This is a genomic window from Saccharopolyspora spinosa NRRL 18395 (assembly GCF_000194155.1).
Classification (GTDB): Bacteria; Actinomycetota; Actinomycetes; order Mycobacteriales; family Pseudonocardiaceae; genus Saccharopolyspora; species Saccharopolyspora spinosa.
Genome location: NZ_GL877881.1, coordinates 324,512 through 336,679 on the forward strand (window position 1 = coordinate 324,512; position 12,168 = coordinate 336,679).

Here is a 12,168-nt window from a genome sequence, read left to right on the forward strand (position 1 = left end):
TGATCGCGGTTACGAGCGCTCGGTGGCCCAGGTGAGCCTGTGCTCGCAGCCGGAGGTCGAGGCGATGTTCGCCGGTTTCGACCTGGTCAGCCCTGGCATGGTCGGGCTGCCGGCTTGGCGCCCCACCAACGGCGAGACCCCGAGGACAGCGCGGCGCCGAACGCTGGCTACGGCGGAGCCGGCCGCAAGCCCCGGACGAATCGTCCACAGTAGCCTCCCCGGTTCCCGCTGCAGCAGTTCATCGCCGCGAATGATCAGCTCGAATGCCTCGCCGTCCCCAGCAACCGCGAGGTGCGCGGTGTTCGCCATGACTCGTGCTCCACTCGGGTTGCCCCGAACGTTCGCCGTTCGGTGTCGCTCCGCAGGCAGGGGGAAGCACACCTGCGGAGCGACACACGTGCTGGTACCCAGGTACGCCAGTTCCCGAACAACATCGGGCGGACGGGTACTGGATCTCGCTGCGGAATTCGTTGTCGTGCGGCAACCAAGCTGGTCTCGCGTCGCCGCGGCCGGGAGGCAGGAGCCGTGCCCCGGACGGGATCGCGGCAACATGCTGGCCTTGCAGGCCGCATCGGTATCCGTAGTAAGGTCGCGGCGAAGCGACGGCGCGCGTGACTCAACGGGGTGATCGAGAATGACCGAGGGCGCAGCAGCCAGCCCTGAAGAGTCCACAGTGGTCGAAATCCGCATCGCGGCCCGGCCCGGACAGCTCCCGGTGCTGCGTGCCGTGGTCGGCGATCTGGCCATGCGCTCGGACTTCGACGTCGATGCGATCGCCGACCTCCGGTTGGCCGTCGAGGAAGCGTGCGCATCGCTGGTGCAACTGGCCCAGCCGGGCTCGTGGCTGTCCTGCCAGCTCTCCAGCGATGCCGTCCAATTCGCCATGACCGCCGAAGTCGAGTCGGCGGACGGTGCCGGGCCTCGCACCGATACGTTCAGCTGGAGGGTGCTCACAGCCTTGGCGGACAAGGTGTCGACCGAGGTGGTAGCCGTTCACCCCGGAAGCGACCATCTGGTGCGGATCGAATTGATCAAGACACGGACGGTCGGGCCATGAGATCCTCGATCCGAACCGGCACGCGGCCGGATCCCGACGACGATGCGCTGGCCGCGATGTTCGCCGAGTTAGTCGCCTTGGACGACAGCGATCCACGCCGCCAGGTACTTCGGGATGAGCTGATCGAGGCGTACCTCCCGGTGGCCGAGCGCATCGCGCGCCGGTTCAGCCGCCGAGGCGAACCGCTGGAGGACCTCACCCAGGTCGCGAGGCTCGGCCTCATCAACGCCGTCGACCGGTTCGACCCCGAGCTCAGAACCGACTTCTTGGCGTACGCGGTCCCCACCATCACCGGCGAGGTGCGCAAGTACTTCCGCGACTCCGCGTGGGCGGTGCGAACTCCGCGACGGGTGAAGGAACTGTACCTGTTGGTCTCCTCCGGCATCTCCACCCTCGCGCAGGAACTCGGACACGCGCCAACGCCCAGCGACCTCGCGCAGCGCCTGGGAATCAGCGTCGACGAGGTGTACGAGGGCTTGGAGGCGGCCAACGCCTACCGCAGCGCCTCGCTGGACGAGATGTTCACCCACGCGGACGGGGTCGCGAAGGTCGACGCGCTCGGTGAGCTCGACAAAGATCTGCACGGCGTCGAGGATCGCGAAACGATCCGCCCGCTGCTGGAGGAGCTCGCGGACCGCGACCGGCGAATCGTGCTGCTCCGGTTCGTCCACGGCCTCACCCAGACGCAAATCGCCGACCAGGTCGGTGTGTCGCAGATGCAGGTGTCCCGCATCCTCAGCCGCACCCTCGGACACCTGCGGAAGAGGCTGGACAAGCCGGCTCAACCGGACGAGTAGGAACTCCAGGCGCTTGGCCGGCCTGGTGCTTTCGCGGCGGACGCTCGTCGAGTTGCATCGAGTGCTGGTCGACTGCCGCGGTCGGCAGTCGACCAGCTCGGTCACAGATCCGTCCCGTTCCAGTCCAAGCACACCGCTACGGCGTCGTCGTCCAGATCGTGGTCTGCCAAGAAGACGCGGATGTCGCTCATCAGCGCGCGGACGGCTTCGGCCGGCGGCAGCAGGCGACTGGCGCGCAGTGTCCGCTGCAGCGAGGCGACGTCGTAGTTCCGCGACGCCCGGGCTGCCGCATAGACGCCGTCGGTGAGCACGAAGAGCCGGTCGCCGGGTTCGAGTTGGAACTCCTGGGCCTGGTATTCGGTCTCCTCCAGCATCCCGAGCGGGAGCTGGGCGTCGAGCTCGATGCGCTCGATCTCGTCACCTCGCACCCGCCACATGCGCGGCGACCCGGCATCGACCACCCGCAGCCGACCACTGCGCAGGTCGAGCTCGATCAGCAACGTGGACACGTACTGCTTGCCGACGTGGTACGACCAGATGGCCTGATCGGCGAGGGCGGCCTGGTCCACCAAGTCCGCTCCGCCGCGCCGGGCGTTCCGCAACGCGGTGATGGCGAGCGTCGTCAGCATGGACGCCGTCAGGCTCTCCCCCATCCCGTTGGTGACCGCGACGCTGAGCGTCCGCCCGTCCTGGCTCCAATCGAAGTTGTCGCCTCGCACGGCGTACGCCGGTTCCAACTGCCCGGCAAGCCGGAAGGAACGCGTCTCGACCGAGCGCACCGGCAGCAGCTGCCATTGCATCTCGGCGGCCAGCGTCAGCCGATGCCGCCGGCGCACCTGTCGGTAGCGGTCCGTGACCACCTCGGCGGTGAGCACCAGCCCGGCGACGACTTCCGCGATGTCCAGCAGCTCCGCGCGAATCTCGGCGGACAGGTCCTCATCGGTCACCAGCTGCAGCACTCCCATCCGGTCGCCGCGGACGGCGAGCGGGAGGTGCAGGGCAGTTCGGCCTTCGTGCTCTCCGACGATCGCGGCCTGGTCGCGATAGGCACGTCCGGCGGCAGTTCCGGCGAGCGGGATACTGGGAGCATCGCGGTGCACGACCGGCTCCAGCACCACGAGTCGGAGATCGACGAGGAACATCTCGCAGTCCCGGACCCCGTAGTTCTCCCGCAGGGCCTCGCCCAGGACCTCGACCACTTCCTCGGGATCCGCCTCCCGCAATGCGCGTTCCACCAGCTCCCAGCGCGTGGGTGTGCTCACCGCACCTCCTGCTTCCGGCCCGGCAAGATGCCGGGCGACCTCGTTCCTCGACGTGAGAAGATGGCACCGAGCCGGGACGCACGCCGATGCAGCCTGCCCGCAGGAGGGAGTACGACATAGTGCGCCAGTCCGACCCGCTGCCGGACGAATTCCTCGATGACGTCGAAACCGCCGCTCGCGCACTCGTCGTGGTGTGGGGACGCAGCGCGGAACGGTTGCGCCCGAAGGTGTCGCCGTCCCAGCTGCGAGCGCTGATCGTCGTGGACCGCCACGCGACCATCAACCTGATGAGCCTGGCCGACGAGCTCGGTTCGATCCCCTCCGTGACGAGCCGGTTGTGCGATCGCCTCCAGGCGGCCGGACTGCTCGTGCGCGAAGTCAGCGTCGGCGACCGCCGGGAAATCGTCCTGAAGCTGTCGAAGGACGGACGGCGGCTGTTGCGCCAGTTCCGCCGCGACCGCAAGGCCGACTTGGAGGCCGTGCTCCAGCAGATGAACCCGCGCAGCAGGAGCGCACTGCGCACCGGCCTGGAAGCCTTCTACTCCGCCGCCAACGAACTCGGGCTCCCGGACCAGGAGCTCGCCTGACGCTTCGGCCGGCAAGGCCCCTCGTCGCCAGCGGGCGCGATCAGACGTGCCGGACTCATCGACCACAACCTCACGTCCATGCCATTCGCTTGTCTCCCGGCAAAGAAGTTACCCTGCGCACCCAACGAGCCCGCGCGCAGGGCCTGCCGATACGGCCCTTTTCGGCTCCCCTAGTTCAGCGGGACGCCCCACCAGACCCGCGTCGCAGAAAGCGCCAATCGGCCCACGAGGGTGCGCAGTTGGTCCTGCCCGACGCCGCCCCACACCGTACGGCGTCCGCACGGTAGCGCGTGCTGGAGACACCACTCCCCACCGGGCGTTCCGAGCAGATCTGCCGGGCATGTCGTTCACGGCGCGCACGCGCAGATCCCCGCTCGTTCTCCGGATGGTGTCACTCGCCATTCCTCGACACGTGGCGCATCGGTTCTGCTTCCGCTCCGGGGACGGCGCCCTTCGTTCGGCGTCGCAGTTCACAATCCGGCCTCGTCGGCGGGCGACTCGCGCGGACAGCGGCGTGCCACGCCGATCGCCGTTCGAGCAGGGTCACCGCCTGTTCGGAGTGCGGCGCCGAACCTTGATGAGCAGCAAGGACAAGCAGGTTCCCGCGAAGCCAGCGAGCAGGTAGTCCAACGCGCATTGCATACCTCGACGACTCCCGCCTGCAGCCCTCACCACGGGAAGGGCAGGCCATCGGGCCTGCCGCCGGCGGCGACCGCGCTCGACCATTTATTTGCTGTTGGACAAACATATACACGGACCCCTACCAGGCACCAGATCCGGTAGCGCACGCACGGCCGCCGAAAGCGCATCGCGCCAAGCGCAGAACCGCAGCGGTCGCCCCGCCGACCAGCGATTTCAGGATTGAATTCCCTTGCCATATGGCATCCAATCCGAGCCCTTGACGCTGCTGAACGACGACTACAACCTTCGGGCGACCAACAAAGCCCAAGGCAGATCGGTGCATTCGCAACATCTTTGAAGAAGTCGCGCTGTTGGTTGAAATCGGTACTTCGGCGGCCTCAAAACCCAGCCTTTCGCGGGCGATCGAAGCGTACATCTCGTTCTAGCGCCAGCAAACAGGAAGAGTGCGTTCGCAGTGCCTGCCCACGGTGTGCGCGACAACCGCCGCAGCTCCCACCACGGGAAGCCGCCGACAGCTGCGGCGTCCTTCCCGATCCGCCACGCGATGTCGGCCCATTCGAATCCGACGGAACGGTCGCACATCAGGGCGTGTGCAAGGTTGACCTATCCGGTTTAGGTAGTTTCGGGCGGGAAGGTGGGTGGCAGGTTGCCCAGGTGGTGGACAGGTTGCCCAGGTGGTGGACCGTTTCGATACCGGCGGCTGTGCCGTTCGGTCGGCGCCAGCGCCATATCCGGTTCGCAAGTTTCCGTCCAGAACAAAGACCTTCCAGGCTGCGGGTCCTGGCACGTCCGTACCCGCCCACGATTTCCATTGAAATTGCGGAGGTTGTCCACAGGCATCGGCGTGTCGGGATGCGACACGCCGACGGTCCGCAAGTTCCATTGAAATCGAAGGTTCGATTTCAATGGAACTTGCGCCGAAAGGGCCGGCAGCACCGAAAGGGCCGGCAGCAGCCGCTGCCCATATAGGATTCCCCGTCCACCGCCTCCAGCGCCCGCCAGAGACCGTCCACACGACCCCGCAAGGACTCGACTGTGGGGGTGGGCCGGTCAAGCACAACCCGAACCAGGGAAGCCAAGAACACAAGAGCGCGGCTCCTGGACAGACCGTCACGGCTTGAACAACCCGATGATCTCCCACCGGAAACCGCGCCCTCGTCTCGCGTCCTACCTGGACAAAAACCCGCCGCAACCCTCAGATCAACCTTGCACACGCCCTGGGTCGCGCATCCTCGCCGAGATGTCCCGGTATTCGATTCTCCGGGCGGGGCTGCGATCACGCGGTTGCCGACTGCTCAGGTGGGGTCGCCCAGTTGGCTCCTCGTCGTCGGCCAGCACCGCCGGTGGGCTGAAGTGCTTCTGCCGGCACGCCCCAATGCCGCCGCCGGATCGACCTTCCAAGATCGAACAAGCAAACGAAGAAGAACTCCGATGGCTACTTGACGGTGACAGCGGTGCACTGGCCGACGTCGGTCCCGGGGAACCTGCCCGTGCCCCCCGACGACGGCTCCCCCCCCCCGGGGAGCGCCGGGCACCCGCAGTCCGGCGCTCCCCGCACCCGTACGCGCCCGTTCGCGGCGCATTCGGCGCAATTTCGCGGGGAGGGGTTTGGGCCTCGCCGTCCCCGGGTAGAGATCATCTGGCCAACAGGTCGAACGGCATGGATCGCTGGGCTGCAGACCGTGCACCCAGGAGCGAGAAAGGACCGCAGCATGACCGTTCCGGACTCCACCTTCGAAGACCCGGGGCAAGCGAGACCACTTCAACTGCTGGAGCGGTCGGCGACGGCCACCGCGCCGCACGTCCAGCTCTCGAGTCCGCGCAGCGGCGCACTCGTGGTGACCGTCAGCGGGCAGTTCGACGCGAGCTCGGGACCTTCACTCGAAGAGGTCCTCGTTTCGCGGTTGACCTCCGACGTCGAGGTGCTCGTGGTGGATCTGGACGAGGTCGACGAACTCGACCTCCCGGGCTTGCAGATGCTCACCAGCGCGTACATGACGATGAGCGCGGAATTCCGGGAAATCGCCTTCCGCGTGGTCGTGGCCAGCGAGGCGCTCATGGACGAGTTGCGCGCGGCCGGTCTCGACGTCGTGCTGGACTGCCGGCCGAACTTGGACGCCGCGCTCGAACCACCAGCGCTCGAATCACCGGGCCGGGCTCGGTGACGGGCGCTCTGATTCGCGGTGCGCAGCCGCGCTGTTGCGCACCGCGAATCACCGCGTCCACCCGTGGGGCAGGCCGACCACCGCGCCGGATCGGCTCGCGCGCCGCTCTCCGACACGTCCGGTCGAAGGGATCAACCACGTCCACGAGATCGGCTGCTCGTCGGACCGCAGGTCAGGACCGCCCGCCCTGGAGGGCGTTCTCGAGCGAGTCGAAGATCGGGATCTTCCGGTCGAGCGCGGTGATCTGCAGCGGTCGGATGGTGGCGCTGCTGGTGGCCACCACTCGCAGCTCGGCACCCCGCTCGTTGGCCAGGGTGTAGCCGTTGACCAGAGCCGACAAACCGGCCGACGCGAAGAAGCTGACCCCGGAGAGGTCCACGACGAGGGCCGCAACCTCGTCGGCGACCGCTTTGGTCAGCTGTTCCTGGAGCTTCGGGGCGGTGACCATGTCGATCTCACCCGAGACGGTCAGCACCGCGGCCGAACCGCGCTGCTCCACGGCGAACGACGCGGCCTGGATCGGCGTCGAGGTGGTCGATTCCGGCGAAGACGATTCGAACCTAGTCACAGCGGCCACTATCTCATACACCGTCGCTGGATCGTGGCAGCCTGCGGCAGCACTGACCTGCTGCGTGGACCTAAATCTTTGCCCGAGGGCAAACAACTGCGGCGGGTCCGCGCACCGACCTCCAGCTGATCGCCGGAACACCGGTGTTACCGTGGCGTCCCGCCCCGATGTTGCCGCCTGCGCACCGGGGTCACGGGTCTCACTCCCGAATGCCGACCCCGCCGTTCGCGCAGGCAGTTGGACCTTCACGGCAGGCAGTTGGAACTTCACGGCGGGCGACGCGCATCGTTCAGCGGTTCAACGGGTACTGGCCGGATCGAGGACGAGCGAGCAGAGATGTCGAAACACGAGGCCTGGACCATGAGCGTGAACGGAAGCGCCAATCGAGTCGCGGCGGCCCCTCCCGATCCCCCGCACTGGCACGAGGTACCCGCGGAGCCCGGACGACTGCGGCCGATCTGCCGAGCGCTGACCGATTGGGCCAGCGGAAACGGGTTCACCGACAACCGCGCCGAAGCGGTCGCGCTCGCCGCTTACGAGGCGATGGCCAACGTCGTCACGCACGCCTACCCCGACGGCGGTGGCGTGCTGAGCGTCCGGGCCGCCTTCCGCATCGAGGCCGCCCGCATCGAGATCGCGGTCCAGGACCGCGGCCGGTGGCTGATCCGCGCGGCGCCGGAGGACTCCGGCGAGCACGGCGGACGCGGCCTGGTGCTGATCCGGTCCCTCGCGGACCACGTCGAGGTCCTCCTGGAAGAGGTCGGCACGACCGTTCGGATGGCCTGGGACGTGGCGGAGCGCGCCAAGCCCCAGCCACATCCAAGTGCCTGATCAGCTCGCCGCTGCGCGTCTCCGCGCCCGGCTGCGGCGGCGCCGCGCGGGTCTCGGCGCGAACAGGATTGCGCCGGAACCGGTCCGACCGGCAGGATGATCGACGGCGCCCACCCCCGGTGGATCCGGCCGGTGGACGTGGTTTACGTTTGCCACAGGGCAAGAAAAAGCGGTGCGCGTTCCCGGTGCCGGTTGGGAGTTGACCAGATGAGCGTCGTGACGAATGACGAGGTTCGCCGCCCAGATGAGCGTCGTGACGAATGACGAGGTTCGCCGCGAACTCGTTGAATTCCTCGACCAGCGGCAGCCCGACGTGGTGCGCGAATGGTCGCTATTGCGGACGTTCGCCGAGCAGCGGACGGTCGACGCGGTGGGTGGGTGCACCGAGCTGCTGAACAGCCTCCGCCGGGCGGCCCGGGACGGGCAGGAGCAAAACCCGGCGGCCGCAGGGTTCGACGACGTGCGACCGATGTTGCGGGCCTCCGCTGGTGGCGGCGCCAGCCGACGGCTGGACCTCCTGTCACTGAAGGAACCCCTGCTGCGTCTCTGGTGGGAGCACCGCGCCGGAACACCTGCCGTCACGGATGGTGCTTTGGCGCTGTCGTCCGCGGTGGACGCGCTGCGGATGGTCCAGCTCGAGGAGGAGCTGACCGCAGGGACCGAGACCATCTCGATGCAGCGCCAGCAGCTCACCGAGCTGTCCACACCGGTGATCAAGCTGTGGGACGGGGTGCTGGCCGTCCCGCTCATCGGCACGCTCGACAGCACCCGCAGCCAATCCGCGACGGAAAGCCTGCTGGAGCAGGTCGTCGTGCAGCAGGCGAAGGTGGCGATCCTGGACATCACCGGCGTCCCGACCGTCGACACTATGGTCGCGCAACACCTGCTCAAGACCACGATGGCCGCGCGCCTGATGGGTGTCGAGTGTGTCCTCAGCGGAATCCGGCCGCAGATCGCGCAGACGATGGTCCAGCTGGGCATCGACCTCGGTGACCTGGTGACCAAGGCGTCGCTGGCCGACGCCCTGAGTTACGCGCTGCAAAAAACCGGCCTCGCCGTCGTTTCGGCGGACCAGGGGTAACCGTCGTGGCCTCGGTGTCGATCCTGGAGCTCGACGGGGCGCTGGTCGCCACGCTCCAGGGCGAGCTCACCGACGGTGCCGCGGTCGGCCTCCAGCAGGACCTCGCCGAGGCGGTCGTCGGCGTCGGCGCGCGCGGAGTGCTGATCGACATCTCCGGGCTGGAACTGGTGGATTCCTTCCTGGCCCGCACCATCTACGACATCGCTGCGGCGACTTCGTTGCTGGCGGCGGAAACGGTCGTGGTCGGCATGCGTCCCGAGGTCGCCATCACCCTGGTCGAGCTCGGCCTCACGCTGCCCGGGTTGCGCACCGCGCGAACAGTCGCGGACGGCATGGCGCTGCTGGGCATCGCCTCGCCGAACCGGTCAGCGGAGGGTAGATGAGCGCGCCCCGCGCGGCCCACGAGGTCCGGATCGCTGCGGAGCGCGACATCGTGCAGGTCCGGCAGGTGGTGCGAGAGCTCGCCCTGTCCGCCGGTTTCTCCCTGGTGGCGCAGACAAAGACGGTGACCGCCGCGAGCGAGTTGGCGCGCAACACCTTGATGTACGGTGGCGGCGGCACGGCCACCGCCACGCTCGACGAGGCTCCGGGCGGACCGGCGCGGCTGCGGATCACCTTCCGCGACGCGGGGCCCGGGATCAGCGATGTCGACCTCGCCCTCCAGGACGGTTACAGCACCGGCGGCGGGTTGGGCCTCGGTCTCAGCGGAGCTCGGAGGCTCGCCGACGAGTTCGGCATCGAAACCGGCCCCGGCGCGGGAACTGCCGTGACCGTGGTGTTCATCGCCCGCGAGGCGGTGCGGCGGTGAGGAGCACAGCCCTGGCCATCGCGGCGGAAGCACACGTCGCCCACGCTCGCCAGCTCGCCACCCATGCGGCCCAGGCCGCCCAGTTGCCGCAGCGATCGGTCGACCAGGTCGCCGTCGTGGCCTCGGAACTCGCCAGCAACCTGCGCAAGCACGCGTCCGACGGCCTGTTCTCCGCCGTGCCGCAACCCGGGCGCTTGGACCTGGTGGCGTGCGATCGAGGTCCCGGCATCGACCGGGTCGCGGACAGCCTGCGCGACGGCCATTCGACTGCGGGGACGCTCGGCACCGGGCTGGGTGCGGCCCGCCGGCTTGCCGACGAATTCGACATCTTCTCCAACGAGGGCGTCGGCACGGCAGTGCTCGCACGCTGGGGCGCGACCGACGGCTGGCCCGGCGCGCTGCGGATCGGCGCCGCCCAGTACACCTGCCCCGGTGAGGTCGTGACCGGCGACGGGTGGTGCGCGACCGCCACGAGCGACCGGGTCGTCGTCGTGGTCAGCGACGGGCTGGGCCACGGGCCCGCAGCGGCGGCGGCCACCGCCGCTGCCGTCGATTTCGCCAGCACGCACCCGGAGCTCAAGCCGGCCACGCTGCTGGCGGAGCTGTGCGGCGAGCTCGCCCCCACCCGCGGCGCCACGGTTGCGGTCGCGGAGGTGGACCTGGCGCGCGGAGCCCTGCGGTTCTGCGGGATCGGCAACGTCACCGCCCGGTTGCACTCCGAACCTGGGGGGACCAGCGAGCAATTGCCGTCCCTGCCCGGGATCGTGGGCCACCGGTCGCCTCGGCTGCGCCCCGGTCGGGAGTACGAGCGGCCGTGGACCGGGGCCGAACGGCTGATCCTCCACACCGACGGCGTCACGCAGCGCTGGACCCCCGAGGACCGACCCGACGTGTTCGGCCACGACCCGTCGGTCGTCGCAGGTTGGCTGCTCGGGCAGCACTGCCGACGGCGGGACGACGCGTGCGTGGTGGTGCTCGGCGGAAGCAGGACCTGATGGACTTCCGCGAGCAGCTGGAACCGATTCTGCGGGCACTGCGGAGTTCGGCCCCGCCGCGCTGGCAGGACGTGGCGGTGCGACTCGCCGCGGCGGAGCCGGACGACGTCGTTGTGCAGACCTTGGGCGAGCTCGTGGAACAGCTCGAGCAGCAGCAGGAAGAGCTGAGCTGGCACCGCGCGGAACTCTCGCAGACCAACGCTGGTCTCCTAGCGCTGCACAGTGAGCTCGACCAGGAACGTCGGCACAACGCGTTCCTCGACGACGTCAGCCGGGCATCGGCTACGTCCTTGGACAGCACCGAGATGTGCGCTGCGCTGGTGCAGCTGCTGCGGGCGCGCGGTGTCGCCGACGCGATCACCATGTGGACGCTGGAGGACGGCAACCTCCAGGCGATCGGCGATGAAGACGCGGAACCAGCGCAGAGCACCCGCCGCGCGTTGGCGACCGGCGAAGCGGCAGGCGTGGACACGGCCCGGTTGAGCGTGCCGCTCACCGCTGGCCCACGAAGCCTCGGCGTGCTCGACTTCCACCGGGTGGACGGCATCTTCGGGGAATCCGACCTGGCCACCAGCAGTTCGGTCGCGGTGCGCGTCGCTGTCGGGCTGCGCAACATCAACGACTACAAGCGGGAACACGAACTCGCTGAACGGCTACAGCGGGCGATGCTGCCGCGGCTCATGGTCCCGGACGAGCTGGACGTGGTCGCCAGGTACCGCTCGGCAACCAGCGGCGTGCAGGTGGGAGGCGACTGGTTCGACGCGGTGACGCGACCGGACGGCAGTGCGGTGCTTACCGTTGGCGACGTCACGGGACACGGCTTGGACGCGGCGGTGGTCATGGGCAGGCTCCAGAACGCCCTCAACGCCTACGCGTTGGAGGGGCACCGCCCAGCGCTTTCGCTGCAACTCGTGCACGATCTCCTCCGCTCTTGGGACATCCGCTCCTACGCCACCGCCGTGGTGGTCGAGGTCGATGTCGCCGAGAACGTGATGCGCTGGGCAAGCGCCGGTCATCCGCCGCCGTTGCTGGACGATCCACACGGAGGCGTCAGGTATCTCGAAGGCGAGAACGCCTCGATGCTCGGCGTTCCGTTCCACCAGGAAGTTCCCGAACACGAGGTGGAGCTCTCGCCGAGATCCTCCGTAGTGCTCTACAGCGACGGCCTGATCGAGCGCCGCACCGAGGACATCGACACGGGGCTGGCGCGGCTGGCCGCGGCCTATGAAGCGGCGCGGACCCGTTCGCCGCAGAAACGCGCGGAGCACCTGCTGAGCACGCTACTCAACGGCGAGGCGCACGAGGACGACGTGTGCCTGCTGATCTGCCAACTGCTCGAAACGTCGGACTAGCAACGCCGTCCGCAAGCTGAGAT

13 protein-coding genes are annotated in these 12,168 nt (G+C 68.5%); 11 read left to right on the top strand and 2 right to left on the bottom strand.

Annotation, left to right across the window (positions count from 1 at the left end; genetic code table 11):
- The first annotated feature begins 31 nt into the window (after positions 1–31).
- The 3 genes from SSPN_RS63100 to SSPN_RS0134765 are packed head-to-tail and all read left to right on the top strand — an operon-like array spanning position 32 to position 1,854.
- On the top strand, positions 32–628 hold the full coding sequence (locus tag SSPN_RS63100) for a hypothetical protein (RefSeq protein ID WP_394378928.1): 597 nt from the start codon (positions 32–34) through the stop codon (positions 626–628).
- A gap of 6 nt (positions 629–634) precedes the next feature.
- Entirely contained in the window at positions 635–1,057 is a 423-nt protein-coding gene (locus SSPN_RS0134760; protein ID WP_029536032.1) for an ATP-binding protein, read from the top strand.
- Positions 1,054–1,854 (top strand): SigB/SigF/SigG family RNA polymerase sigma factor, encoded by an 801-nt coding sequence (locus tag SSPN_RS0134765; RefSeq protein WP_010314119.1) that lies wholly within the window; start codon positions 1,054–1,056, stop codon positions 1,852–1,854. The genes SSPN_RS0134760 and SSPN_RS0134765 overlap by 4 nt, the downstream gene beginning before the upstream one ends.
- A 101-nt stretch (positions 1,855–1,955) precedes the next feature.
- Here the strand turns inward: SSPN_RS0134765 and SSPN_RS0134770 are convergent, their stop codons facing one another.
- On the bottom strand, positions 1,956–3,116 hold the full coding sequence (locus tag SSPN_RS0134770; RefSeq protein ID WP_010314122.1) for a PP2C family protein-serine/threonine phosphatase: 1,161 nt from the start codon (positions 3,114–3,116) through the stop codon (positions 1,956–1,958).
- Positions 3,117–3,235: 119 nt separating this feature from the next.
- Between SSPN_RS0134770 and SSPN_RS0134775 the strand changes: the two genes are divergently transcribed.
- Positions 3,236–3,703, top strand: coding sequence for a MarR family winged helix-turn-helix transcriptional regulator (locus tag SSPN_RS0134775; protein ID WP_010314124.1), 468 nt, complete (start codon positions 3,236–3,238; stop codon positions 3,701–3,703).
- A gap of 2,354 nt (positions 3,704–6,057) precedes the next feature.
- Entirely contained in the window at positions 6,058–6,510 is a 453-nt protein-coding gene (locus tag SSPN_RS49590) for an STAS domain-containing protein (RefSeq protein WP_010314126.1), read from the top strand.
- A 172-nt stretch (positions 6,511–6,682) separates the two neighbouring features.
- On the opposite strand, the gene SSPN_RS0134785 is transcribed toward SSPN_RS49590, so the two are convergent.
- A complete protein-coding gene (locus SSPN_RS0134785) occupies positions 6,683–7,078 on the bottom strand; it encodes an STAS domain-containing protein (protein WP_237710904.1) in 396 nt (131 codons plus the stop codon).
- Between the two features lie 336 nt (positions 7,079–7,414).
- Here SSPN_RS0134785 and SSPN_RS47320 point away from each other — a divergent pair, with 336 nt between their 5' ends.
- The 6 genes from SSPN_RS47320 to SSPN_RS0134815 all read left to right on the top strand — a co-directional run bounded on the left by SSPN_RS47320 (position 7,415) and on the right by SSPN_RS0134815 (position 12,145).
- Positions 7,415–7,909, top strand: a complete 495-nt coding sequence (locus SSPN_RS47320; protein WP_010314131.1) for an ATP-binding protein — start codon at positions 7,415–7,417, stop codon at positions 7,907–7,909.
- A 244-nt stretch (positions 7,910–8,153) separates the two neighbouring features.
- On the top strand, positions 8,154–8,990 hold the full coding sequence (locus SSPN_RS0134795) for an STAS domain-containing protein (protein ID WP_029536036.1): 837 nt from the start codon (positions 8,154–8,156) through the stop codon (positions 8,988–8,990).
- 5 nt (positions 8,991–8,995) lie between these two features.
- Positions 8,996–9,373, top strand: coding sequence for an STAS domain-containing protein (locus SSPN_RS0134800; protein ID WP_010314135.1), 378 nt, complete (start codon positions 8,996–8,998; stop codon positions 9,371–9,373).
- Positions 9,370–9,798 (top strand): ATP-binding protein, encoded by a 429-nt coding sequence (locus SSPN_RS0134805; protein ID WP_010314137.1) that lies wholly within the window; start codon positions 9,370–9,372, stop codon positions 9,796–9,798. Before SSPN_RS0134800 ends, SSPN_RS0134805 begins: the two co-directional genes overlap by 4 nt.
- Entirely contained in the window at positions 9,795–10,793 is a 999-nt protein-coding gene (locus tag SSPN_RS0134810) for an ATP-binding protein (RefSeq protein WP_010314139.1), read from the top strand. The genes SSPN_RS0134805 and SSPN_RS0134810 overlap by 4 nt, the downstream gene beginning before the upstream one ends.
- Complete coding sequence (locus tag SSPN_RS0134815) at positions 10,793–12,145, top strand: PP2C family protein-serine/threonine phosphatase (RefSeq protein ID WP_083822276.1); 1,353 nt, start codon at positions 10,793–10,795, stop codon at positions 12,143–12,145. Before SSPN_RS0134810 ends, SSPN_RS0134815 begins: the two co-directional genes overlap by 1 nt.
- The last annotated feature ends 23 nt before the right edge of the window (positions 12,146–12,168 follow it).

What these genes read in the sequence shown, in the direction of transcription:
- SSPN_RS0134805 (WP_010314137.1), top strand. Translation starts at nt 9,370, where the DNA reads ATGAGCGCGCCCCGCGCGGCCCACGAGGTCCGGATCGCTGCGGAGCGC.
- SSPN_RS0134760 (WP_029536032.1), top strand. Translation starts at nt 635, where the DNA reads ATGACCGAGGGCGCAGCAGCCAGCCCTGAAGAGTCCACAGTGGTCGAA.
- SSPN_RS49590 (WP_010314126.1), top strand. Translation starts at nt 6,058, where the DNA reads ATGACCGTTCCGGACTCCACCTTCGAAGACCCGGGGCAAGCGAGACCA.
- SSPN_RS0134795 (WP_029536036.1), top strand. Translation starts at nt 8,154, where the DNA reads ATGAGCGTCGTGACGAATGACGAGGTTCGCCGCGAACTCGTTGAATTC.
- SSPN_RS47320 (WP_010314131.1), top strand. Translation starts at nt 7,415, where the DNA reads ATGTCGAAACACGAGGCCTGGACCATGAGCGTGAACGGAAGCGCCAAT.
- SSPN_RS0134815 (WP_083822276.1), top strand. Translation starts at nt 10,793, where the DNA reads ATGGACTTCCGCGAGCAGCTGGAACCGATTCTGCGGGCACTGCGGAGT.
- SSPN_RS0134765 (WP_010314119.1), top strand. Translation starts at nt 1,054, where the DNA reads ATGAGATCCTCGATCCGAACCGGCACGCGGCCGGATCCCGACGACGAT.